General features: G+C 49.8%; 24 protein-coding genes. 4 read left to right on the top strand and 20 right to left on the bottom strand.

Annotation, left to right across the window (positions count from 1 at the left end; all coding sequences use genetic code 11):
- Positions 1-29 precede the first annotated feature (29 nt).
- The 3 genes from DN748_RS09100 to DN748_RS09090 form a co-directional block, all read right to left on the bottom strand.
- Complete coding sequence (locus DN748_RS09100; protein WP_112371480.1) at positions 30-530, bottom strand: hypothetical protein; 501 nt, start codon at positions 528-530, stop codon at positions 30-32.
- Positions 531-745: 215 nt separating this feature from the next.
- Entirely contained in the window at positions 746-1,195 is a 450-nt protein-coding gene (locus DN748_RS09095) for a VOC family protein (RefSeq protein ID WP_112371479.1), read from the bottom strand.
- Positions 1,196-1,357: 162 nt separating this feature from the next.
- Complete coding sequence (locus DN748_RS09090; RefSeq protein ID WP_112371478.1) at positions 1,358-1,981, bottom strand: Crp/Fnr family transcriptional regulator; 624 nt, start codon at positions 1,979-1,981, stop codon at positions 1,358-1,360.
- 159 nt (positions 1,982-2,140) lie between these two features.
- On the opposite strand from DN748_RS09090, the gene pheT reads away from it, so the two are divergent.
- Both pheT and katG read left to right on the top strand, forming a co-directional pair.
- A complete protein-coding gene (gene pheT / locus DN748_RS09085; RefSeq protein ID WP_112371477.1) occupies positions 2,141-4,567 on the top strand; it encodes a phenylalanine--tRNA ligase subunit beta in 2,427 nt (808 codons plus the stop codon).
- A 247-nt stretch (positions 4,568-4,814) separates the two neighbouring features.
- On the top strand, positions 4,815-7,022 hold the full coding sequence (katG, locus tag DN748_RS09080; RefSeq protein WP_112371734.1) for a catalase/peroxidase HPI: 2,208 nt from the start codon (positions 4,815-4,817) through the stop codon (positions 7,020-7,022).
- Here the strand turns inward: katG and DN748_RS19075 are convergent.
- Positions 7,007-7,150: a hypothetical protein gene (locus DN748_RS19075; RefSeq protein ID WP_161554518.1), complete on the bottom strand. Its 144-nt coding sequence runs from the start codon at positions 7,148-7,150 to the stop codon at positions 7,007-7,009. The two genes, katG and DN748_RS19075, sit on opposite strands and share 16 nt — an antisense overlap.
- Before the next feature lie 40 nt (positions 7,151-7,190).
- On the opposite strand from DN748_RS19075, the gene DN748_RS09075 reads away from it, so the two are divergent.
- Positions 7,191-7,904 (top strand): hypothetical protein, encoded by a 714-nt coding sequence (locus tag DN748_RS09075; RefSeq protein WP_112371733.1) that lies wholly within the window; start codon positions 7,191-7,193, stop codon positions 7,902-7,904.
- Between the two features lie 81 nt (positions 7,905-7,985).
- Here DN748_RS09075 and DN748_RS09070 read toward each other — a convergent pair whose 3' ends face one another.
- The 13 genes from DN748_RS09070 to DN748_RS09005 all read right to left on the bottom strand — a co-directional run bounded on the left by DN748_RS09070 (position 7,986) and on the right by DN748_RS09005 (position 21,353).
- Complete coding sequence (locus tag DN748_RS09070; RefSeq protein WP_236636824.1) at positions 7,986-9,278, bottom strand: acetyl-CoA hydrolase/transferase family protein; 1,293 nt, start codon at positions 9,276-9,278, stop codon at positions 7,986-7,988.
- 48 nt (positions 9,279-9,326) lie between these two features.
- Complete coding sequence (locus DN748_RS09065) at positions 9,327-9,914, bottom strand: YceI family protein (RefSeq protein WP_112371475.1); 588 nt, start codon at positions 9,912-9,914, stop codon at positions 9,327-9,329.
- A 110-nt stretch (positions 9,915-10,024) separates the two neighbouring features.
- Complete coding sequence (locus DN748_RS09060) at positions 10,025-11,281, bottom strand: hypothetical protein (protein ID WP_112371474.1); 1,257 nt, start codon at positions 11,279-11,281, stop codon at positions 10,025-10,027.
- A gap of 43 nt (positions 11,282-11,324) precedes the next feature.
- Positions 11,325-11,912 (bottom strand): YceI family protein, encoded by a 588-nt coding sequence (locus DN748_RS09055; RefSeq protein WP_112371473.1) that lies wholly within the window; start codon positions 11,910-11,912, stop codon positions 11,325-11,327.
- 255 nt (positions 11,913-12,167) lie between these two features.
- The gene (locus DN748_RS09045) at positions 12,168-12,551 is read right to left on the bottom strand and encodes a group III truncated hemoglobin (RefSeq protein ID WP_112371732.1); all 384 of its coding nucleotides are present in this window, start codon (positions 12,549-12,551) and stop codon (positions 12,168-12,170) included.
- A 51-nt stretch (positions 12,552-12,602) separates the two neighbouring features.
- On the bottom strand, positions 12,603-13,307 hold the full coding sequence (locus DN748_RS09040) for a sulfite exporter TauE/SafE family protein (RefSeq protein WP_317047415.1): 705 nt from the start codon (positions 13,305-13,307) through the stop codon (positions 12,603-12,605).
- A 26-nt stretch (positions 13,308-13,333) separates the two neighbouring features.
- On the bottom strand, positions 13,334-13,795 hold the full coding sequence (locus tag DN748_RS09035; protein ID WP_161554517.1) for a FixH family protein: 462 nt from the start codon (positions 13,793-13,795) through the stop codon (positions 13,334-13,336).
- Between the two features lie 187 nt (positions 13,796-13,982).
- On the bottom strand, positions 13,983-15,401 hold the full coding sequence (gene ccoG / locus DN748_RS09030) for a cytochrome c oxidase accessory protein CcoG (protein ID WP_112371470.1): 1,419 nt from the start codon (positions 15,399-15,401) through the stop codon (positions 13,983-13,985).
- A gap of 47 nt (positions 15,402-15,448) precedes the next feature.
- The gene (locus DN748_RS09025; RefSeq protein ID WP_112371469.1) at positions 15,449-16,321 is read right to left on the bottom strand and encodes a cbb3-type cytochrome c oxidase N-terminal domain-containing protein; all 873 of its coding nucleotides are present in this window, start codon (positions 16,319-16,321) and stop codon (positions 15,449-15,451) included.
- Positions 16,318-16,503 carry a CcoQ/FixQ family Cbb3-type cytochrome c oxidase assembly chaperone gene (locus tag DN748_RS09020; protein WP_112371468.1) on the bottom strand — a complete coding sequence of 62 codons (186 nt, stop codon included), beginning with the start codon at positions 16,501-16,503 and terminating at the stop codon, positions 16,318-16,320. The genes DN748_RS09025 and DN748_RS09020 overlap by 4 nt, the downstream gene beginning before the upstream one ends.
- Before the next feature lie 5 nt (positions 16,504-16,508).
- Entirely contained in the window at positions 16,509-18,704 is a 2,196-nt protein-coding gene (ccoN, locus tag DN748_RS09015; protein WP_112371467.1) for a cytochrome-c oxidase, cbb3-type subunit I, read from the bottom strand.
- Between the two features lie 5 nt (positions 18,705-18,709).
- The gene (gene ccoS / locus DN748_RS09010; protein WP_112371466.1) at positions 18,710-18,898 is read right to left on the bottom strand and encodes a cbb3-type cytochrome oxidase assembly protein CcoS; all 189 of its coding nucleotides are present in this window, start codon (positions 18,896-18,898) and stop codon (positions 18,710-18,712) included.
- A 58-nt stretch (positions 18,899-18,956) separates the two neighbouring features.
- Complete coding sequence (locus DN748_RS09005; protein ID WP_112371465.1) at positions 18,957-21,353, bottom strand: heavy metal translocating P-type ATPase; 2,397 nt, start codon at positions 21,351-21,353, stop codon at positions 18,957-18,959.
- A 107-nt stretch (positions 21,354-21,460) separates the two neighbouring features.
- On the opposite strand from DN748_RS09005, the gene DN748_RS09000 reads away from it, so the two are divergent.
- Positions 21,461-22,144 (top strand): Crp/Fnr family transcriptional regulator, encoded by a 684-nt coding sequence (locus tag DN748_RS09000; RefSeq protein ID WP_112371464.1) that lies wholly within the window; start codon positions 21,461-21,463, stop codon positions 22,142-22,144.
- Between the two features lie 14 nt (positions 22,145-22,158).
- Here the strand turns inward: DN748_RS09000 and DN748_RS08995 are convergent, their stop codons facing one another.
- The 3 genes from DN748_RS08995 to DN748_RS08985 form a co-directional block, all read right to left on the bottom strand.
- Positions 22,159-23,355 carry a GTP-binding protein gene (locus DN748_RS08995; RefSeq protein WP_112371463.1) on the bottom strand — a complete coding sequence of 399 codons (1,197 nt, stop codon included), beginning with the start codon at positions 23,353-23,355 and terminating at the stop codon, positions 22,159-22,161.
- A gap of 131 nt (positions 23,356-23,486) precedes the next feature.
- Complete coding sequence (locus DN748_RS08990; RefSeq protein ID WP_146746586.1) at positions 23,487-23,828, bottom strand: hypothetical protein; 342 nt, start codon at positions 23,826-23,828, stop codon at positions 23,487-23,489.
- Between the two features lie 467 nt (positions 23,829-24,295).
- Entirely contained in the window at positions 24,296-25,138 is an 843-nt protein-coding gene (locus DN748_RS08985; protein ID WP_112371461.1) for a universal stress protein, read from the bottom strand.

The following is a 25,138-nucleotide window of genomic DNA, read 5'->3' as shown; positions in this document are numbered from 1 at the left end:
TTTCACCTGAATGCATCATCTTCAAACTCCTACCCCCCGGCTTCCGGATCGAGGATAGCTATTTTCTTTTTCAGTCTTCTCGTGGTTTCCTTTATGGTCTTGTTCCAGGACGAATCAAACACGTATAATTTGAGTTTTCCGGCCAGGGAAAGTGCCGTACCGAGTTCCATTTTCATTTCGTATAACTGCACTTCACGCCACTTTATGTCAATTTTACTGATCCCTTTTACCTTCAGGGCAAAATCGATCAATGCGCCGGCTTCCTCAAAATCTTCATTGTTGAGGAGTGTCTCTATATAATAGGGATATATTTCCACCGCATTGACATCTATGGTAAGTGCTTTCTGAAAATAGGCCTTTGCCTCTTCGTACCGCTGTAACTGCTCAGACAACATGCGCCCGTACAGGCACAGGGCCATGGTATTGTTCTCGTCATAAGACAAGGCATAATCCAGAGATTCCAATGTGTCTTCCAGGCTATAAGGATAATTGTCCATAGCCTGAAAAAGGTATTTATGAACGGATGTCATGTTCCGGGTATTGTTTTAGTGATCTGATATCTTTGTCGGGTGTCGCCACCCCAGAGTCCTTTTGCGGCTCCTAATATACCAATAAAACCGCTCTTTCCCCGACTCTTTTACAATAATAACACTTTTTACCCGATAATCGTATACCCCGTGGGTTCGCCCCGAGGTTCCCGATTTCCCGCAACACCAGGATCATACCCGGAAATACCCCGGGCATATTACCCCATCTTCACATTCCCTTCATAGTGTATCATCCACCATATCCCGAACCTGTCCTGGAAACTGGCATATAATTCGGCAAAAAAGGTGGGTTCCAGTTTCATTTCGATATTTTTGGCCCCGTCTGCCAATGCCTTATACAACGATTCTGCTTCCCCGGCCGACTCCGTATCGAGCATAATATAAGTCTGATTTCCTTCATGAACAGGCAGCCCTACCATACCTTCTACGATATCAGAGCCCATCAGCATGGTACTTTCATTGATCCGTATGGCCGTATGAAGTACCCTGTCCTTTATTTCATCGGGAATTTCCGGGGCTCCGTCACCCCCGGGCATATCACAGTAACGGTGCGTTCCCAGGTTTTGTGTATGAAACACTTTTTCGTAAAAACGGAATGCTTCTTCACAATTTCCGTCGAAGTTGAGATATGCGTGAATCTTTGCCATGTTTGATATGGTATGAAGGTTAATGTTTATTTACGCTTTCTGCCGCACAGCTCACAGGGCCGCCCACGACTCCGGATCGGTCCGGGAAATGCCGGTAGCCCGCCGCACCATCTTCCAAAAATAGGTGTAATACAAGGAAACAGGCTTGTCTTATGACAAGTTTTATACGGTGCGATTTTTTTTGCCGGCAGTACCCCCTGCGGTAATCTCTTTTCGTATTCTGCTCAGCGATGTATCCGTAATGCCGAGGTAACTGGCTATATGTTTCAGGGGAGCCTGTTGCAACAGCCGGGGTTTTTCCTCGAGAAGGCGAAGGTACCTTTCAGAAGCCGGAAGGGTGATCATCCCGGTGGCCCGCAGTTTGCTTCGGGACAATTCTGCCGCCATCCAGGAACGCCCCCATTCCCGGAAGGCCGGAATTTCGTGAAACAGCTCCTGGAAGCGTTCGAAGGATATTTTCCAGAGCCTTGCATCGCTCAGGCATTGTATGTATTCACGGGTGGGGATCCGCTGAAAAAGGGAAGCTACCTCTATCACGACCTCCCAGTCTCCTGCAAATGCCGTGGTGATCTCGTTGCCCTCAAAATCGTATACATAGGTGCGTACAAGACCGCTTTCCACAATATAATAGGCATTAGCGACTTCTCCCTCCCGCAACAGCAGGGTTGCCTTACCGGCCTCCACCAGGGTATGGGCCTCACAAATAAGCCCGAGATCGGTAGCGGAAAGCAGGGGGTGCCGGTATACGTCAGAAAGTATTTTGTTCACTATTTGCATTTCAGTCATTAAATATAATAATTTTATGCGATCTGTTATCTCCCCAGAAATCGCAATCCCTGCTTTTATAAAAAATTCATAACGCTTATCTTTGCCATCGTTAAAAGCAAAAACAAGGCGTACATCAACGACATACTTTCGTATGTAAAAACGTAAGTTCAAGACTCAATGAAGATATCCTACAACTGGCTCAAACAGTTCATCAAACTGGACTGGGAAGCAGACAAAACTGCAGCATTGCTCACCGATCTCGGTCTCGAAGTAGAAGGGATCACCTCTTTCCAATCCGTAAAGGGAGGACTGAAGGGTATTGTAGTAGGGCATGTGGTTTCCTGCGAAAAACACCCTAATGCCGACAGGCTCAAAGTAACCCGGGTAGACCTGGGCAACGGCCAGCCGGTACAGATTGTATGCGGAGCTCCCAATGTAGCTACCGGGCAAAAAGTTCCCGTAGCCCCCATAGGTACGACGCTTTACGACGATAAGGGCGAGACCTGGAAAATAAAGAAAAGCAAGATACGGGGCGAAGAATCGTTCGGAATGATATGTGCCGAAGATGAACTGGGACTGGGAAAAAGCCACGACGGCATTATGGTACTGGACCAGAACCTGGTGCCCGGTACTTCCCTTGCGACACTTTACCAGGTAGAAGACGATGTTGTATTTGAGATCGGTCTCACGCCCAACCGCGCCGATGCCATGAGCCATTTCGGGGTGGCCAGGGATCTGAGGGCCGGATTGCTCCGGCAGGATATCAGCCTGGAAATGATCACGCCATCGGTAAGCAGTTTCCGGGTAGATAACAGGACACAGCGTATCGATGTGGACGTACAGGACAAGGCGCTGGCCCCGAGATATACGGGGGTCACCATTTCGGGGCTCAGGATAATGCCGTCCCCCCAATGGTTGCAGAACAGGCTAAAGGCCATAGGGATCGCTCCCAAAAACAATGTGGTAGACGCCACCAATTACGTACTGCACGAACTGGGGCAACCGCTTCACGCTTTTGACATCGCCAAGATAGCAGGCCATAAAATAGTAGTAAAAACGGCAGATCCTGGAACCCGGTTCACTACGCTGGACGGGGTGGAAAGAGAACTGCACGAAGAAGACCTTATGATCTGTGATGCCGAAAAGCCCATGTGTATCGCCGGGGTTTTAGGCGGTGAATATTCGGGAGTTTCCGACGGTACGACAGGTATTTTTCTCGAAAGCGCATATTTCAGTCCCGTAGCCATCCGGAAATCGGCTAAAAGACACGGGGTCAATACCGATGCTTCCTTCCGTTTTGAAAGGGGTATCGATATCAGGACCGTGGAGTATGCCCTGCGTCGCGCCGCACTGCTCATACAGGAAGTGGCCGGCGGGGAGATCACCAGTGATGTGGTGGATATGTATCCCAAAAAGTTTGAAGATTTCCAGGTATTCCTGTACTATGACAAGATCAACAAGCTCATCGGCCAGAACCTGCCGGAAGAAACGGTAAAATCCATACTGAGTTCGCTGGACATCAAGGTAAACAATGTTACCGAAGCCGGAATGGGGCTCACCATTCCTTCTTACCGGGTAGACGTACAACGCGAAGCCGATGTTATCGAAGAGATACTCCGGGTATACGGTTACAACAATATTAAATCGGGAGAAAAACTGAACGCTTCGGTTTCCTATTCTTCCCGATTCGAAGATTACAAGATACAGAACAAGGTGGCCGATCTGCTCGTGGCAAGAGGATGCTACGAGATCATGGCCAACTCGCTGACGTCTCCGAAATACAATGATCTTTCCGGAGATATAAAGGACGAGAACAATGTGACCATGCTCAATCCGCTCAGTAATGACCTTTCCATCATGAGAAGGACACTGCTGTTCTCCGGGCTGGAAGCCATAGCATATAACATCAACAGAAAACGCCCGAACCTCAAACTCTTCGAATTCGGAAAATCATACCACCAGTTCGGAAACCGCCGGGAAGAACACAAGAGCCTTGCGCTCTTCTTTACCGGAAACAGGAATGAGGAAAACTGGAAAAACCCGGTTACGCCGTCAGATTTCTTCTATGCCAAGGGCGTGGTACAGATCATCCTGGACCGGCTGGGGTTCCGGGACATCACCTACAGCCCTGTAGAAAAAGATGTCTTTAACGAGGGGATCGTAATATCCGCAGGCAAAGTCCCGCTGGTATCGCTCGGGGTCATACGCCAGGATATCCTCAGGGCTTTCGATATAAAACAGGAGGTCATTTATGCCGACTTCCGCTGGGACGATGTACTGCAACATCTCAATACCGAGGGTATCAGGTACGGTGAAATCCCCAGGTTTCCCGAAGTACGAAGAGATTTTGCCCTCCTTATCGACCGGAAGGTGACATTCAGTGACATTTATGAAACAGCGCGTAAAACAGATCGTTCCCTGCTGAAGAACGTCAACCTGTTCGATGTGTATGAGGGTAACAAACTGCCTGAAGGCAAGAAGTCGTATGCCGTGAGTTTTACTTTCCAGGATGAAAACGGGACCCTCACCGACAAACAGATCGACCATATAATGGACAAATACCGCCAGGCTTTCGAGAATGAGCTGAAAGCCGAATTGCGGTAGCCCGGTTACGAAAATAATCATGCAGTAAGGGCAAACAGGAATTACACCTCTCCTGTTTGCCTTTTTTGTTTTCCGTCTCTCTTATTTTTATACCATATATAACAGTATACAATTATATCCTCACAGAATCATAATCAAAACTGATAGTTCCATTATAACATTTTATATGCTTAATGTGGCACAGGCCGGCATTTTTCTTATTTTTAGGAGAAATATTACCTTCAAAACGCAACTTAAAAATAAAAAAATGGAAAACAGCTCAACGGGTGCGGGCAAATGCCCTTTTTCAGGACATGCCCCACAACAGGCAGCAGGTGGCGGGACCAGGAACCGCGACTGGTGGCCCAATCAGTTAAAAGTAAACATTCTGAGGCAGAATTCGTCCCTGTCCGATCCGATGGACAAGGGTTTTAATTATGCGGAAGCCTTTAAAAGCCTGGACCTTAAGGCGGTGAAAGAGGACCTGCACAAACTCATGACAGACTCCCAGGACTGGTGGCCTGCGGATTTCGGGCACTACGGCGGGCTTTTCATACGTATGGCCTGGCACAGTGCGGGTACCTACCGTATCGGTGACGGGCGGGGAGGCGCCGGCGGAGGGCAGCAGCGTTTTGCCCCGCTCAACAGCTGGCCCGACAATGCCAGCCTGGACAAAGCGAGGAGACTCTTATGGCCCATAAAACAGAAGTACGGCAAAAAGATTTCCTGGGCAGACCTGATCGTACTGACCGGGAATGTAGCCCTGGAATCGATGGGGTTCAGGACTTTCGGTTTTGCCGGCGGGCGCGAAGACTCATGGGAACCCTGGGATGATGTCTACTGGGGATCGGAAACTACCTGGCTGGAGGATAAGCGATATACCTCAAACCGCGACCTGGAAGACCCTCTTGCCGCAGTGGTCATGGGGCTTATCTATGTAGACCCTGAGGGGCCGGACGGAAACGGTGACCCCATTGCCGCCGCCAAAGATATCCGGGAGACCTTCAAACGAATGGCCATGAACGACGAAGAGACCGTGGCCCTGATCGCCGGGGGGCACAGTTTCGGAAAAACACACGGCGCGGCCGACCCCGGCAAATATGTAGGGCCCGAACCGGAAGCCGCTCCTATGGAACAAATGGGATTCGGATGGAAAAACAGCTTCGGGACCGGTGCCGGTCCGGATGCCATTACCGGTGGCCCGGAAGTCATATGGACACAAACCCCTACACAGTGGAGCAACTTCTTTTTCGACAACCTCTTTAAACACGAATGGGAGCTGGAACGAAGTCCCGCAGGGGCCAAGCAATGGGTGGCCAAGGATACGGAAGCCACTGTTCCCGACCCTTTCGACCCGAATAAAAAACGCCGCCCCACCATGCTGACCACCGATCTCTCCCTCCGGCTCGATCCGGAATACGAAAAAATATCGAGGCGTTTTTATGAGCATCCCGATGAATTTGCCGATGCTTTTGCAAGAGCGTGGTTTAAGCTTACCCACCGCGACATGGGACCGAAATCCCGGTACCTGGGCCCGGAGGTTCCCGAAGAAGACCTGCTGTGGCAGGACCCCATCCCGGAAACAGATCACGAACTGGTGGACGAGGGAGATATTACACGACTCAAAAGCAGGATACTGGAATCCGGCTTATCCGTTCCGGAAATGACAGGTACGGCCTGGGCTTCCGCCTCTACCTTCAGGGGCTCCGATAAACGCGGGGGGGCCAACGGCGCCCGTATACGCCTCGCCCCCCAAAAAGACTGGGAGGTCAACAACCCGGAACAGTTGTCACGGGTACTCGGGATACTGGAAGGCATACGGGAGGAATTCAACAACGCCCAGACAGGAAACAAGAAAATTTCGCTAGCCGACCTTATCGTCCTGGCCGGGTGTGCCGGAGTGGAAAAAGCGGCAGGAGACGCCGGATACGGCATTACCGTTCCTTTCACTCCCGGCCGTATGGATGCCTCCGCCGAACAAACCGATATCGAAGCTTTCGAGTACCTCGAGCCGGCGGCAGACGGGTTCAGGAATTATCGCAGGACCAGGTTTGATGTTTCCACCGAAGCCCTGCTTATAGACCGGGCCCAGCTGCTTACCCTCACCGCCCCGGAACTGACCGTACTGATCGGCGGGCTCCGCATGCTGGGAACCAACTACGACAAGTCCGAACACGGTGTATTTACACATACCCCGGGGAAACTTACGAACGATTTCTTTGTGAACCTTCTCGATATGGGCACCGAATGGAAACCGGTATCGACAGAAAACCAGGAGATCTTCGAGGGCCGGGACCGCAAAACGGGAGCGCTGAAGTGGACTGCTACCCGTGCCGACCTCGTATTCGGTTCCAACTCCGAACTAAGGGCCGTGGCCGAAGTATACGGCTGCTCCGATTCGGGTGAAAAGTTCGTCCGTGATTTTGTAGCCGCGTGGAACAAGGTGATGAACCTCGACCGCTACGACTTGGTATAACCGGTTTCCCGGACCATGACAATCAGTCCCGGCAGCAGGACGGGACTGACAGCAGAAGGCGGCCTGAGGCCGCCTTCTTTTTTGGATGAAAAGCATATATCGGTATTTCCCTTGATGTTTCCTGTCATTTTCACTAATTTTGGAATAACCTTTTACACTTTCGGAAAAATGGTATTACACAGGGTCAATCTGGAACATAAGCTAAAGCAATACAGAGACAGGAAATCCCGTACCCCCGACCTGCTGAAACAGGTGGAAAGGATACTGGAAGAAGAAGACCGCAGGAACCGGCATATCACCGAAAAACTGGCCCGGGGTTCATCGCAATCCCATACGCTGGACTTCGAAAAGCTGGCTACCGACAGGATCTTTCATATCTCCCATATCAAACAGGTGTGTACGGACTACCGCTTGCGTTTTCTGGATACCCGGTACTTTAAAGGTACATTCCCGGAGGAAGCCATCGCCGAGATCAAACGCCTCGAAAAGCAGCACGGCACAACACTTTCAGGCTTTAAAATAGTAGCTCCCGCCGGGTTGTTCAGGCTGGAAAATGCCGATGACCCCCTGCTGTTTGTTCCCCTGGGCAACAATTATTATTACCTTATACACAAGTGGGGCAACGACCTGCATCCCCTGAGAAAGTGGTTGATGCTTCCTTTCAAGAACCTGTTCAACCTGTTTATCCTCATGGTTGTCATCAGTCTCGGAATTACCGCCATTACACCACTTCGGCTATTTACGCCCCACCCCGACGCATCCCATTTCTGGCTGCTGTTTTTCTTTATACTGAAATCACTGTGCGGTATTACCCTCTTCTACGCCTTTGCCCTGGGCAAGAACTTCAACGGGCTGGTGTGGAACAGCAAATATTACAACTGACGTCCCCCGGTCGTTCCGGGATATAAAAAAAACCGTTCCGGGAATATCCGAAACGGCTTTTTAGCTGTTTATTGCCACAGATTATGAAGACCTGGAGATCATACTGCTTCCGAAACGTTCAAAAGCAGCCTTCTCCAGTGATTCCCTGTGATCGGGATGAGCGATGGAGATCAGGGTCCTGGCACGTTCCTTCAGGTTTTTCCCGAAAAGGTCTACCACGCCGTATTCCGTAGCCACGTAATGCACGTGCGCCCTTGTGGTGGTAACCCCCGCCCCCTGTTTCAGGAAAGGCACGATCTTGGATATTCCCTTGTTGGTCACCGAAGGGAACGCTATGATCGCTTTCCCCCCTTCAGACAGGGAAGCCCCCCTTATAAAATCCATCTGTCCTCCTACCCCTGAATATTGCCTGGGGCCTATACTGTCGGCGCATATCTGCCCGGTAAGGTCTATTTCGATGGCACTGTTTATGGCAGTGACCTTCGGATTGCGACGGATAATCGCGGTATCGTTGGTATATGCGGTTTCTTTGAAATGTACTGATGGGTTATCGTCCAGGAACCTGTATAATTCGGGAGATCCTACGGCAAAGCAGGTAACCAGTTTGCCTTTTTTGATGGCTTTTTCCTCTCCCGTGATGACCCCTTGTTCCACCAGGGGCAATATCCCGTCGGAGAACATTTCCGTATGCACTCCCAGTCTCTTGTGGTTCCCGAGCTGGCTCAGTACCCCGTTGGGTATTCCTCCTATTCCCATCTGCAAGGTAGCACCATCTTCCACCAGTCCGGCTACGTGATAGCCGATCTTCTTCTCTACCGCCGTGGGTTCCGTTATTCCGGTACTGTAAATGGGTTCATCCACAAATACGGCTGCATCGATACGGTTGATATGGATTATACCGTCTCCGTGTGTCCTGGGCACATTGGGGTTTACCTGTGCAATAACCGTATGTGCCGCAGTAATGGCCGGAAGCGTAATATCCACGGAAGTGCCCAGCGAGCAATACCCGTGCCGGTCGGGAGGAGAGACCTGGATAAATGCCACATCGAGAGGCAGGTGATTCTTCCGGAAAAGCAGGTGTATTTCACTGAGAAAGACCGGGATATAATCGCCATAGGTGGAATTTACTGCCGATCTTACATTCCCTCCCACAAAAAAGCTGTTCAGCCGGAAAGACTGGCAGTAAGGCTGCTGTGTATAAAGCGCCTGTCCTTCGGTGTGCATCTGTACGATCTCAATATTTTCGAGTTCTTCATAACGCTGGCAGAGGGCATCTATCAGGTTGTTGGGTGTCATGGCAGCTCCCTGAAAGAACAGGCGGCTTCCCGACCGGACAAGAGACACGGCCTCTTCGGCTGTAGTATAGTGTAACATATCAATGATTGTTTTTTGAATTGCTTTGTTTTCCCGGACTGCCATGCCCTACCCGGCATCTGCGACCTGCAGGAACAGGTCGAAATAAATATCTATTTTCTCATCCACAACTATGATCCCCAGCATCTTTTTCGGGGGTTGCAGTCCGAAATCGCGGATATTGAGAGGAAGTATCCCTGAACATTTTAAAGCCCTTCCATTTTCAAGGGTCACGGGAACGGTATAATCCCGTTGCTCTCCCCCGATGGTCATGGATACCCGGGCATGTATATTTTCCTTCTCCGGAATTATTTCCTTCAGGACGAGTTTTATCTCCGGGTATTCATCGGTTTTGAGCAGACCGTGAAAATCCCTGTTTATTCCCCTGCCTCCGCAATCGAAACCCCTGTTTTCAAGAAGCAGGCCGGCTTTTTTGAACAGCAGGCGTTTTCCCTCCCTGTAAAATACTACCGGAACCGCTTCTGCAAGGAGTTCCCTGTCGTACGTACAGGTAAAATTGCGGACATTGGAATACCCTTTGAGATAAAGCCGGCTTTCTTCACCGATAGTGATCAGTACTTTCTGCTCCCGGAAAGGCATTCCCGAACAGAAGAGTACCAGGATAAAAAGTATGCTTATTCCGGAAATGGTTCTCATCTGTTACCTTGTTTTATATATTGTACTTTCGGTTCCCCGGCTTTTCCACCGGGGGATGACCGAAAGATACAAATTCATATGTTAACTGCTTTGAGTCTTTTCAATATTGATCAGAAACTGATCACGGCTTCTGCCACAAACCCGTTGAACTTACCTTCATTCAGTATATTATCGGTATAATAACCGTCGTATTGCTGGTTTACATACTCCAGTTTTACCAGAATGTTTTTGGTCATGAAGTACCCTGCTCCCAGGTTAAAACGGTCTATGGTAACATCTTCTCCGGAAGCCAGTTCCCCGTCTACCGTATTATACCTGCCTCCTACATAGAAGTTCTCGTCAGCTCCGAAGCGGTACAGTAATTCGCCTCCCAGCTGCAGTGTATTCCTGCGGTCTGTTTCGGCATCTGTCTTTCCGGAAACGGTTTCGACCAGTCCGAAGAATTCAAGCCCCTGGTATTTCACGAACGGGTTAATCATAAAGGCCGTCATTTCATTTGTAAATCCGGGGTCAAACCTACCGGACCGGAAGTTCCCTTTGGAGGTAGCGTCTACACCTTCCATAACGTAATAGTACCTTGACCCTGCCCGGTCTGCCGAATATAGGTATACGTTACCGCTTTGTGCGGTGTGGTACATAGACCCGGTCAACCGCAACCTCAGGTCCTGGTTTACCTGTTTGTCATACCCCAGTTTCAACAGGGTAGAAGGGCTTGTACCTCCCTTGGCATCCTGGTTCAGCCTTCCGTTGGTAACCCCGACCATAGCCAGCCAGCCCCGGTCCCTGTAGTATACCTCGGCACCAACCTCGGTGGTAAAGGCATCCATGATATAGTTCCCTACAAAAGGATTGTAGATAGCCAGGGCATTATCAGTCCTCCTGAAATGGGCATCCCCGTAGTTGTTTTCCATATGGCCGAACTTAAGCGTTACCTTGTCCATGACATCTTTCAGGAATCCTTTTTCGATAAAATCCAGCTTATTGATGGTGATATACCCTCCTTTTACATAGGGCTCGGGATGGTGCCTTGAGGAGAGGTAGGTCCTTAAGTGCAGGTTTACCCCGTCGTATAATGCCACATCCAGGTCCAGGTTGGCAGTAGCCAGGTTAAAGTTGTTCCCTATATCGTACAGCGGAACTGCTCCCCCGTTTTCATGAGCGATATTCTGGAACTGCAGGGCAAATGCTCCTCCTATCCTTACCTGGACCCCGTCGAAAGTGGTCGCCGTATCCTTGGGAGCTTCAAAAACGTTTATACCATTTTTGTCAGGGCTCCTGAAATTATCGAGGTCCCTCTTCTGGGCGTTGGTTGTTACCGTGCCCAGGCACAGTGAAATCAACAGTGCGATGATTGTCGTCTTTTTCATAATATGAGTTATTTAATGGGATATTTTAAAGATTATTTACAATTTACTGGTAGGCAATATTTACTTTTACCGTTACTTTCTCACCGGTTTTTATGGTTCCCAGCAACGCTGTAGGTGGTTCTACACCGTAATCCGTCATATCGATCTCCGTGCTTCCGGAAAGGTTTATTCCCTGGGCACTGCTTACCTCAAATTTCAGTGTCACCTGCCTGGCAGTTCCGGCAATGGTCAGTTTTCCGGGAACGGAGACCGTGTATTTTCCCGAAGCCACTTCCGTGATATCCGTAACCGTACCGGCTACAAAAGAGATTTCCGGGTGTTTCCCGCTATTCAGGGCCTTATACGTATTCTTGTCCATTCCGCCCTTACCGCTTTTCAGTGCTTCTACAGCTATGGTAAACCTGAGCTTTTCAACCGACTCGAGTACATTTCCCGCTACCTTGAATTCGCCGGAGCTCATAAAAGCGTCGGCAGTCAGCTCCCAGTCGTGTACATTCGAGGTACCGAATACCTCAACCTTGCTTTTGGAGGGAACAGCGTTCATTTCCTGCGCTGTAGAGACTGAAATAAAAGAAAACACTCCCATCAGGGTAATGGCTATCTTCAGAAATGATTTTTTTGTTTTTCTCATGATACATTAAATTTAAATGAGCCGGGGCTCGTGGTTATTCACAGGACAAAATTGCTGCGAAATAAATTCCCCGACCATGATATTTATCAGCCCTGAAAAAAAAGTGAAGAGAGGTTGCTGGTTTGCAGGTTTAAAGTCATTCAGAACGAAGCGCAGCGGAGTGAAGAATCCCTATCCCGGATCAAAAGAACCTCAACGGCACAACAGAAAGCCCGGAGATCCTTCGACTACGCTCAGGATGAAACGGAGTGAAAACTAATTGGTCCTGTCCCGGTAAATGGCCATAAACAGATGGGTCGACATTTTCCTGGCATTGTGTTTGGCTCTTTCGGCCAGTTCCCCGGTGTAAAGACTGTCTACGGTGGCAAACCAGATGTTCAGCCACACCCCGAAATGACGGCTCTCCAGGCTGTGGTCAAAGGCGGCATCCACCCTGGCATGGGCAATTCTCGGGTTGCCCCGGTATTTTCCCTTTAAAAACAGGTTAGACTCCCAGAAATCGGTGAGCTTTTCAAAATGTTCTTCCCAATCCGAAATCATCCCGTTAAAAAAAGGGCCTATTTCAGTGTCTTCCCTCACCTGTTTATAGAAAGTACGAACCAGGTGAGCTACATCTTTTCTGTTCTTGATATCGTCCATAAATACAAAGATAACGGATCTCCTGTTCATCCGGGCAAACATCGGGGATGATCAATGGCACATGATATTAAAAGAGGCCTCCGCTGCCACCGGTGCGGGGGAAATATAAGGGATGCCCAGACCCAGGCCCCTTACTATAAAGAGGACCCCCATACCGACAACAACTACGGGAACAAGTTTCCTCACCCTGTGCCGCACTGCCGGGGTCAACAGGTTTCCGAGGTATACCGCCACCGTCATCAACGGTACGGTACCCAGTCCGAAAAAGGCCATATAGGCCCCGCCTTCCCACAGGCTGTCTGTGGTCATGGCCCCCAGTACGGCCATATATACCATACCGCAGGGCAGCAGCCCGTTGAACAGCCCTGCGAGAAAAAATGTTTTGGCCGATCGCTTTCTCATAAGCGCCCCCAGACGGTTCTTCACCGCCGAAACAAACCGGTAATACCACGGCGGCAACATACCTTTACGGCGCATAAGCCGTGGAAAAAGGACCGCAACGATCATGACCAGGCCTGTGATCACCGAAAACTGCTGCTGCACCCCGAAAAAGCGAAATCCCAGTCCGAGTATGCCGAACATAAGCCCGATCAGTGTATAGGTAAGTATCCGGCCCAGGTGATAGTTGCCCAGTTGCACGGCCCTTCGTGCCCCGTTACTGCGGTCTAACGGTAGCATCAATGCAATGGGGCCACACATGCCTACACAGTGAAAGCCCCCTGCAATGCCCAGTATAAATGCCGAAATCCATATCATGGCGGTATATTTTGGTTCCACGGGAATTACTCCCTGAATGTTATTTTTTTATGACTCAGATAGCTGTCATTTTCATATATCCAGTCTATTTCCAGGTCCCATCTTCCGGGAAGCAATACCGCTGCCGGGATGAACATCCGGTGGTCTGACACCTTCAGAGCCACGGAAAAATCTCCCGAACGATCCGAAGGGCGATAGAAGGAGACCTTTCCGGAGATCTTTTCCGACAGTGTTCTTTCGGGAAATACGATCTCCAGGCCTTCCCTGTCTACCGATATCTCCGGGGCCATCCCCGATTCCAGGGTGCGGCGTTCCCGCTGCATATCCCGGTCAAAAGAAAGCTCTTTGGAATAATAAGCCTCGGTTACCATTTCATGGTCGTATTCTTTCCTGGTATTCATACGTATCACGAAAAACATGATAAACAGTATAAAGCCTATAAAAGCCAGTACGATTCCTGTTCCCCAGTTTATCTTTATCTTTTTCATTTCCATCAGTTTTTACAATATCCCGGTCGGGTCATTTTTATCGCCGGCCCCGACATACCACCGGAAGGGTTAAAACAGGCTACCGCCCCGGACGGGATCAAACTCAGACCATAAATCATCCCTGCATGCCGAAGCGATAGCCCTAAAATAAACCAACTAAATAACCATATCGCAATTCTTATCACCTTTACCTGTAACTCGCCGGTCCCTGAAAACTGACCGCAGTGGTTTCTATCAGGGTCCCTTCCCGGTACAGCCCGAGCCTCACCCTTGTCTTGTCCCCGTCCAGTTCGGAGACGGGAAGCTTGATGAACAGTGTCCCTTGGCTCAGTCCCTGTCCCGGGATGGTGAAATAGGTTTTCGGCACCAGTTTTACCATTCCCTCATGAGAGAGGAGCTTAAAGGTGACACTATCCATCACTGCGGTGGTTTTATTGACTGTTTTATAGGTATATACATTACTTATGATATTCTCCCCTTCGCGCTGATACAACTGCCCGGGAACACGCAGCAAATTGGCCTCTACCTCGTTCCTCAGCAGCAGTAACCCGGTAAGTATCCCTACCAGTACGAAAAGTACGGCGGCATATCCCTTCATCCTCAGGGTCAGCCGGAAGGGTGCCTTTGTTTCGATGTTTTCTTCATTGGTATACCGTATCAGTCCTTTCGGCAACCCTGTCCTTTCCATGATATGATCGCAGGCATCGATACAGGCCGTACAATTGATACACTCGAGCTGGGTGCCGTTGCGGATATCTATCCCGGTAGGACACACCTGCACACATTGCATACAGTCGATACAATCTCCGTAACCCAGTGCTTTCCTGTTCTCGTTCTTCCTTATTTTTTTTCGCCCTTTTTCGCCCTCTCCCCTTTTGTGATCGTAGGCTACCACTACCGATTTTTCATCGAGCAGCACTCCCTGAAGACGTCCGTACGGGCAGGCTATGATACACACCTGTTCCCGGAACCAGGCAAATACGAAATAGAACACCCCCGTAAAGATCAGTAGCGGAATAAATACCCCGAGGTGATTTCCGGGGCCCTCCTTTATATAAGCCAGCAGGACGTCGCTCCCGATGATATAGGCCAGGAAAATATTCGCTATAACAAAGGACACCAGGATAAAAACGCCCCATTTAAACAGCCGTTTTCTTATTTTTTCACCGTTCCACTCCTGCTTTTTCAGGCGCATCTGTGCCCCCCTGTCGCCTTCGATCCAGTATTCGATACGGCGGAATACCATTTCCATGAATATGGTCTGCGGACAGATCCATCCGCAGAATATCCTTCCGAATGCCACCGTAAATAATGCCAGGAAAACGATCCCGACAACCATCGACAGGACGAAGAGATAAAAATCCTGCGGCCAGAACGGAAAACCGAAAATATGAAACCTGCGGTCGAGTATATTGAACAGGAGAAACTGGTTTCCGTTTATTTTTACAAAGGGAGCCGCAAAGAGGAAGATCAGCAACAGGTAGCTTACCCTTTTACGCCAGGTATAATACCTTCCCGAAGGTTTTTTGGGGTATACCCATGCCCTTTTCCCTTCCGCATTGATGGTCCCGATGGAATCCCTGAAATTTTCATCTTGTGGTGTCATTGCCTTCCTTTGTTATCTCTTTTCTGCCCGGACCTTCCTGAGTTGTTTTATTCCTGCAATTCCTGCCCCGGTTCTTTCCACAGGTCGCCTTCCGGTTCCTTGGGATCAGCGGGAGTGGTTCCCTGCATTGACAACACATAGCTGGCCACCTGCTGGATCTCACGGGGACGCAGCGACTGTTTCCACGCGATCATTCCTTTCCCCGAACGCCCTCCTTCGGAGATGGTGTGGAACACATTGCTGATCCCGCCTCCGAGTATCCAGTGGTCGTCCGTAAGATTAGGGCCTATCCCCCCACCTCCGTCAGCCATGTGACACGCCACGCAATTCGTCTGAAAAATACTTTTCCCGGCCTCCATATCAGCAGCTTCCGTAAGCAGGGTCACCGTACTGGCATCGACCAGGTCTTTGGCGGTTTCCCGGTACCTGGCAATGGCTGTTTCCGCCTCGGCCACTTCCTGCCTGTACTCTTCGTCCTGGCTGGCCGCCCCCATGATCTCATACCTCACCATATAGATTACGGAAAATACAATAGTGAGATAAAACCCGTAAAGCCACCAGGGGGGAAGGGTGTTGTCGAGCTCGTGGATACCGTCGTAATTGTGATCCAGCAACAGCTCTCCTTCCTGTTCCATAGGCCTGGTCCCTGAAAGTTTTTTGGCCAGGCTGCGGTACCACGGGACTTTTGCGGCTCTGGCCTCTCGCTGTTCTTCGGTCATCATGATATCGGTGAGCCTGTTGAGTGCCGCAAGCACACTCTCTACGGCGACCAGCAGGATGGCAAACACGATCAGGAAGAGCAATACTTCCGGGTATGTGATAAAGGCAGGCTTATCGCCCGAGTCGATAAAGTATTCCGTAGCCCCCGAAACCAGGACCAGAATAGCTATAATGCGGAGATAGGATGAAAATGACCTCATAATGATTCGTTTTCTTGAGATTCCAGCGGAATCTGTTTGACAGTTTCTATATAATCTTTCCGCGCTGTAAGCACCCACCAGAAAAGGCCCACGAAAAAGAGAAAGAATATGGACAGCGAGATGATGGGATACACGGCCACACCGTCTATGGTGGCCAGGTGGTCTTTGACAAATTTAAGCATGACGACTATTCGTTTTCGGTGATATTGTTATCTTCAATCCTGATATCCGTACCCAGTCTTTGCAGGTAGGCAATAAGGGCCACGATCTCCCGGTCTTTCATCGGAACAAACCGCTCTCCGTTCTCTTCGGCTATCCGCCTGTCCTCTTCATACGACCGTACAAAGTCCGGATCGTTATGAAGGTTTTCCTCTATAGCTGCAGCCTGCCGTTCCATACTTTCCCCGGCCCCGGCTATGTCTTCATCCGTATAGGGAACACCAAGGGATACCATGGCCTCCATTTTTTTCCGGATATTGCTCCGGTCGTGTTCGTCCCTTATCAGCCATTTATAACTCGGCATAATGGACCCGGATGAAGTACTCTCGGGCTCCCACATATGGTTAAAATGCCAGTTGTCGGAATACTTCCCGCCTACCCTCAACAGGTCGGGGCCGGTACGTTTACTGCCCCACAGGAAAGGGTGGTCATATACGTATTCCCCCGACCTGGAGTATTCCCCGTAGCGTTCCACCTCGCTTCGGAAAGGCCTGATCATCTGGGAATGGCACCCTACACAGCCCTCGCGGATATAAATATCCCTTCCTTCCAGTTCCAGGGGGGTATATGGCTTAACACTGGATATGGTAGGGATATTCGATTTTACCATGATGGTAGGCACGATCTCCACGATCCCCCCGATAAGGATGGCCACGGTAGCCAGTACGGTAAGCTGTACCGGCTTTCGCTCGAGCCAGGTATGGAAGCCCTCCCCGGAAAGTTTTCCTTTTGACACTCTTTTCAGAGCGGGGGCTTCGGCGAGTTCATCACTTACCTCCTGCCCCCTGCGTATAGTTACCCATATATTGTAAATACCCACCAGGGCGCCGAACAGGTAGAGCGATCCCCCGATGGCACGCATCCAGTACATGGGCATGATCTGTGTGACGGTTTCCAGGAAGTTTCCGTAGATCAGGGTTCCGTCCGGATTGAACTGCTTCCACATAGAGGCCTGTGCAAACCCGGCCACATACATGGGCAGGGTGTACAATACGATCCCGAGAGTCCCTATCCAGAAGTGAAAGTTGGCCAGGGATTTCGAGTACAGGCTTGTCCTGAACATTCGCGGCACCAGCCAGTAGACCATCCCGAAGGTCAGGAAGCCGTTCCACGCCAGCGCCCCTACGTGTACGTGGGCCACGATCCAGTCGGTAAAATGCGCGATGGCATTGACATTTTTAAGAGACAGCATGGGGCCCTCGAAAGTCGCCATCCCGTATCCCGTTATGGCCACGACCATAAATTTGAGCACCGGGTCGGTACGCACCTTGTCCCAGGCACCTCTCAGCGTCAGCAGCCCGTTGATCATTCCTCCCCAGGAAGGCGCGATCAGCATAACGGAAAATACCACTCCCAGGTTTTGCGCCCAGTCGGGAAGGGACGAATACAACAGGTGGTGAGGGCCTGCCCATATATAGATAAATATCAGCGACCAGAAGTGCACTATGGAAAGCTTATAGGAATACACCGGCCTGTTGGCGGCCTTGGGGACAAAATAATACATCAGTCCAAGGAAAGGTGTGGTCAGGAAAAAAGCTACCGCATTATGCCCGTACCACCACTGTACCAGGGCATCCTGTACCCCTGCGTATACCGAATAGCTCTTCAGGCCGCTTACGGGGATCTCCAGGCTGTTGAAAATATGCAGCACGGCAACCGTGACAAAAGTAGCGAGATAAAACCATATCGCCACATACAGGTGCCGTTGTCTCCGTTTGAGGATGGTTCCGATCATGTTGACCCCGAAAGCTACCCATACCACGGCAATGGCTATATCTATGGGCCATTCCAGTTCTGCATATTCCTTGGAAGTGGTATAGCCCAGGGGAAGGGTAATCGCCGCCGCTACAATAATGAGCTGCCAGCCCCAGAAGTTAAAATTACTGAGGAAGTCACTGTACATCCGGGCTTTCAGCAGGCGTTGCAGGGAATAATACACCCCGGCAAAAATGGCATTCCCGACGAAAGCGAATATCACGGCATTGGTATGCAGCGGTCTGATCCTCCCGAAACTGAGCCAGGAAATACCCTCGGTAAGCCCCGGAAATATAAATAAAAAAGCGAGCAACAGCCCTACGGTCATCCCTATGACTCCCCAGAACAGGGTGGCCAGTAAAAACTTCCGCACAATTTTGTTATCGTAATAAAATTGCTCCATTTCCATAATGATTATGATGATTGTTTGTTTTCAGTTTCGGCAGCATCCTTATCCGTAACCAGTTCGTCTTCGAAAAGCATACGTACGGAAGGGGTATAACTGTCCTGATACTGCCCGCGGCGCACTGCGGTAATAAAGGCGATCAGGAAAACAGCGGCCACGACGATACTCACTGTAATAAGAATATAAATGACACTCATGGTGCTCTTGTTTGCGGTCAAAATTAATTTCACCCACCGGGATAAAACATGATAAAAATCATAAAGGCGCGGCCTGTTTTAATTTTCTGCTGATGATATTGGTCATTACCGTTACAAAGGATACGATACTCACCGAACTCAGCGGCATGAGAATGGCTGCGACCACAGGCGACAGTTTTCCGCTCACCGCAAAAGACAGGCCGATGATATTGTACAGGAATGAGAGCAGAAAACTCACCTTAAGCACCTGCATCCCGTTTTTCGAAATCTTCAGAAAACGGGCGATATCCCGGAAGCGGGAAGCGTCGAGTATGGCATCGCAGGCCGGGGAAAACACGTTGGTATCTTCGGCCACTACCACCCCTGCATCGCTCTGTTGCAAGGCCCCCGCATCATTGAGCCCGTCTCCTACCATCATGACCCGTGCCCCGCGACGGCGGCACTGTTTCACATAGTGCAGCTTATCCTCCGGCTTCCGGTTAAACAGCATCTGCACTCCCGGTGGCAAAAGGCGCTCAAGGGTGTCCTTTTCACTGTCGTTGTCCCCGCTCAGGATCACCAGCCGGTATTTTTTACCCAGAACCTCAAATAGTTCCGGCACCCCCGGCCTGTAGACATTCCGGAACGTAAAACGCCCCTTGTACCTGTTATCGGAACTTATATGTACACTGGTTTTCCCGGTATTTGATGTGTCGTCTTCTCCCACAAATCCGGCAGATCCTACCCGGATATGCCGGTCGGTATAGGTCGCCTCCATCCCCTGCCCGGTATGTTCTTCAAAAGTATCGGGAACCAGGATGCCGTTGCTTTTCAGGATGGCATATAATTGCCTGCTCAGCGGATGTGACGAATTCCGGAGCGTGCTTCTCAGCATATCCTGTTCACCGGCATCAAGCTGTTCGCCTTCATAAGCTATGGCAGCGGTATTTCCGCCGGTAATGGTCCCTGTCTTGTCGAATATAATAGTGTCTATCGCAGCCAGTCGTTCTATGACTGCGGCATTTTTGAGGTAGCATTTGTTTTTGCCGAAAATGCGCACCAGGTTGCCCAGGGCAAAAGGTGCGGCAAGCGCCAGGGCACAGGGACAGGCTATGATAAGTACGGCAGTAAAAGCATTAAAGGCCGTGTCCGTTTTTCCCTGCCATAGCCAGTACCCCAGCGACAACAAGGCAACCACCAGGATAACCGGGGTAAAATAGCGGCTTACCCGGTTGGTCAGGTTGTGATAGCGCTCTTCCTTTTTCTCCCCGAAACTGCTATCGGCCCACAGGCGGGTCAGGTAACTCTGCGATACCGTATTCAGCGCTTCTATTTCAATAAGTCCGGAAAGCTGCTTTCCACCCGCATATAATTTGTCGCCTGCAGTTTTGGACACCGGATGGGCCTCCCCGGTGACAAAACTGTAATCGATATGGGCATTGCCCCTTTTCAGTATGCCGTCTACGGGGATCAGTTCCTCGTTGCGAACCAGGAAACGATCGCCTTTCTTCAGTGCATTGACCTGTACGATCTCTTCCCTATCTTCGTGCAACCGGGTCACGGCCACCGGAAAATAAGACTTGTAATCCCGTTCGAAGGACAGGAAAGTATAGGTTTTCTGCTGCAGGTATTTCCCTATGGTCATAAAAAATATCAGTCCCGTAAGACTGTCAAAAAAGCCCTGTCCGTATCCGGATACGATATCAGTGACACTCCTGACAAACATTACGGCAATACCCAGTGCTATGGGAACGTCGATATTGAGCATTCCCGCACGGATACTCCGGTACGAGGAGACAAAATAATCCCGGGCCACATAGAACACCGCGGGTAACGAGAGCAACAACATCAACCATCTGAAAAACGGTTTGTACTGTTCCAGCCAGAATTCCCGGACTTCAAAATACTCCGGAAAGGACAACAGCATCACATTGCCGAAAACAAACCCGGCAATGCCCAGCTTATAGAGTAGCGAACGGTCTTCGGTTTCCGGTCCGGACTCGTAATCCTCCAGGCTTATATAAGGTTCGTATCCCAGGGAAGCCAGCAGTAATACCACCTCCCTGAGCGAAGTTGCCGTATTGTCGTAGGTAACCCGTACGGTTTTCTTCGGGAAATTTACCTGTGAATCCCTTATTCCCTTGTGTAATTTCTTCAGGTTTTCAAGCACCCAGATACACGAACTGCAATGAATTCCGGGAATATAGAGACTTACCACCTCTATGGTTTCATCTGTAAACTCCAGCAGCCTTCCGGCTATCTCCGCTTGATCCAGAAAATCGTATTTCGAAGAATTCCCGGCAGGTTTCACCCCCGGATTGTTTTCCAGGTCGTAATACCCGTCCAGCCCGTGTTCAGACAGGATGCCATACACCGTCTTACAGCCGGTACAGCAAAACACCTTGTCCTTATACGGCACTGTTCCTTCCTTACACCGATCTCCGCAATGGTAACAACGATCCCCGGAATGTTCCATAATACAGCTTTATTTGCTGCAAAAATCATCCATCATACCGGCAAATAACATGATATTTGTCAGGTTCTTTTCGTATTTTTATACGGTCGTTGAAATATCCCGCAGCCATGAACAAGTGTGAACAATGTATGGTAAAACAATTCAGTGCCCTTCACGCCCTTACCCGTAACGAGCTGATACGGCTGACGGTGTGCAAGACTTCGGAATACATAAAGAAGGGACAAGTCCTTTTTGAGGAAGGAGAGCACCTCAGGGGAATATACTGTATCAAGAAAGGCATCTGCAAACTCACCAAATTAAGTGCCAACGGCCGGGAACACATCGTAAAACTGGTGAGCAGGGGCGACCTTCTGGGGCAGCGGAGCCTTATCGGTAATGAAGCCGTAAATCTCAGCGCTACTGCCGTAAACGACATGGAAATATGCCTGCTGCCCCGCGAAGAGATCCTGAGGTCTTTTGAAAACAACCGCGAATTTTCTGCCAAGGTCATACACGAGGTCTGCCACGATCTGAAAGAGGCGCATAACTCTACCGTAAATATGGCACAGAAAACGGTAAAACAGCGACTGGCGGATACCCTCCTATACCTGTACCACACTTTCGGGACCGATCAAGACGGGTACCTGCTGGTGCAACTCACCCGGGAAGAACTGGCCGGCATGGTAGGCACGGCCACCGAATCGCTGATCCGTATATTATCTGTGCTGGCCAGGGAGCAATACGTTGCTACAGACGGAAAAAAAATACGCCTGGAACAGCTGTCGGGGCTGGAGAAGGTTACGCTGATGTAATTAATACGGATTTTTTACAGATAGCCCGTAAAAGGGCCTTCAAAAGTATTGTCGTCCAGCAATAACTCTTCGGTTTCCGTGATCAGGCAGGCTTCCAGGTCACGGACAATGGTTTCCCGGTCCATATCCTGCCCGATAAAGACCAGTTCATTGATCCTGTCTCCCCACTTCCTGCTCCACCGTTCTTCGATCACTTCCTTATGATCCAGGTAAGAAGGATAGCGTATGCGTTCGGAAAACGGCATGCTGCACCACCATACCCCGGCCCGCTCCATCCGCGACGATCCGCCGGCCTGTGAAAAGCTCAGTGCCTCATCGGGCCTGGAAGCCAGCCAGAACAGCCCTTTGGCCCTTATAATCCCGGAAGGGTAACGCTCGTTCAGGTAGTTCCATAAACGTTCGGGATGAAAAGCCCGCTGGTTGCGGAACACGAAAGAACCGATGCCGTACTCTTCCGTTTCCGGGGTGTGGTGCCCGGCCTCCAGCTCTTTCTGCCACCCGGCCGACATCTGTGCCTCTTCGAAATCGAACAGCCCGGTGTTCAGTATTTCGGCGGGAGCTACCTGCCCGAACGAGGTAGAGATAATCCTGGCCCCCGGATTCAGTTTTCCTATGGCTGCCTTTAACAACCCGGTCTTCTGTTCTCCTGCCAGGTCGGCCTTGTTGAGTATAATGACATCGGCAAATTCTATCTGGTCGGTAAGAAGGTTCACGATGGTCCTGTAGTCTCCTTCCATATCCGTCAGGTTTCTGTCCGCCAGCAATTCGTCGGTCCCGAAATCCTTCAGGAAATTATGGCTGTCCACTACGGTAACCATGGTGTCTATATAACTGAAAGCAGAGAGGTCGATCCCGTTCTCCGGATCGGCATAGGAAAAGGTCTGTGCCACCGGTACGGGTTCGCTGATCCCCGTACTTTCTATCAGCAGGTAATCGAACCGCCCTTCCCGCGCCAGCCGCTCCACTTCTACCATCAGGTCTTCCCGAAGCGTACAGCAGATACAGCCGTTGCTCATTTCCACCAGTTTTTCTTCGGTACGCGACAATACGTTCTGCTCTTCCACAAGCCTCGCATCTACGTTTACCTCACTCATATCATTTACAATGACCGCTACCTTAAGACCGTGTTTGTGATGAAGTATATAATTGAGCAATGTGGTTTTTCCGGCACCCAGAAAACCACTTAATACCGTAACAGGAAGTTTTTTCATAGCTTAAATAAAAATGCAACAATGTTGCAAATATAAAAACTATTTTACATATACAACTTTGTTGCATTTAAAAAATATAAAAAATGCCCCCGCCCACGTGAAGTTGCAGGCCCGGCAGGAATATCAATGCCTCAGTACTCCACGGGCAAAAGGAGTGTACGGCCTATACAGTATATACAAAGCGAGATCTCCTCCGGAAGCGGGATCGTGTCGGGCACTTCTTCCCGGAGCAGTACGTGTTCCTCCCTGTTACAGAAAAGTATGTGGTCACGACGCAGTTTAACCCTCATAAATTCCCGTTCCCTTCCGGGCATCCCGGAGACGATACGGATAATATGAGCTATGAGTTCCGGTTTTCCCAGCAGGCGTACCAGCGACCGGTATATACCGTCGGTATAATAGAAACCGGAACCGGGATCGTGAAACAATGCCCCGGTACTCCCGATATTTTCCATTTCCTCTTTAAAAACCATCTGGCCGGCATGTTTTACCTGTAACATGGCATCAATAATGATAAAAATATTATTTAACTAAACCTATCGGCCTTGAATCGACAGGTGATAAAATTGCTGCTTGGTTACTGATTACTGGTAAATAAGTTAATCAGTTATTAAGTTATTCAGGCAACACTCATTATAACTAAAACACATAGGTTTTGACTTCGAATGAGAACACTAAAGAAGAGGAAATGCCCGGTCCCTCCCCAGAAACCGGACCCTCTCCTCATCTTTTTGGGGTAAATACTTCGAGGTTGGATCAAAAAATTTACCGGTACTAAAGTAAAGAAACTGTCTGCCCGGGGAAAGTTTTTATTTTGTCATATTCGCGAATAGTGACAAACAAAACAGATCACAAAAAACTATTTTTCAAATACTTACCATAAAAATATCGTTTTATGCCACCAAACCTTTACCAGACCCGATAGCGGTACAATAAGCGGTTATTCGTGCAGCACCAGGAACGGTATCCTGGTATGATAGCTGATCCGGGCCACCGTTGGCCGGAAAAGGGTCTGCTGGAAAAAATTGAGTTTTTTGGCCATCATGGCCACCCAGTCGGTATCCCTGCCGGCCGTAAACTCTTCTATGGCTTCGCCGAGGTTTTTTCCCCTTACCCGGTGAAAACCATGTGGCCGCTGCTCCAGGTAACTGCACAGATACTCCTTGTTCACCTGTTGTTCTGCAGTAAGGCTCTCTCCGTTCTTTTTTACCATGTAAAGCACTTCTACCGACATGGAAAAGTGATCGGCAAAAAACAACAGGGTATCCAGTACCCTGGGTGAATACGGAATACTGTAATCAGTAGGAAAGACCATGCGGCCGGCCGGTTTCAAAGGTGTATCTTCCGGAATGACCAGTACCGGGCACTTTACCTTGGTGATCACATCTCCCGTATTGCTGCCTACCGTCATTTCCCTCAGCCCCGAGGCCCCTCTTGTTCCCATTACGATAAGCGATATATCCTTTTCGCTTACCAGCTTTCGCATGGAATCAATAAAGAACCCATACTCCGCCATAAGTGTAAAGCGGGCATCGGCATGCGGGTAATCATCCCGTATTTCCGACAATATCCTTTCCAGTTCCGAATACGATTTTTCCATCATTCCCTTTTCCACATCTGCGGGAAAACCCGTAACCGGCAACTCTGTAGCCCCGTATATATAAGGCTGGACGACATGCAAAAGGTAAAAATGACAACTCCCCTGCCCGAACAGTGAAAGAGCATGCCGGATAGCATTCCGGGAATTTGCGGAAAAGTCTGTAGGGATCAGAATATTTTTCAT

The organism is Sinomicrobium soli, from assembly GCF_003285545.1.
Classification (GTDB): domain Bacteria; phylum Bacteroidota; class Bacteroidia; order Flavobacteriales; family Flavobacteriaceae; genus Sinomicrobium.
The sequence above is the reverse complement of the archived record's forward strand: the minus strand, read 5'-3'. Positions and strand labels throughout refer to the sequence as shown.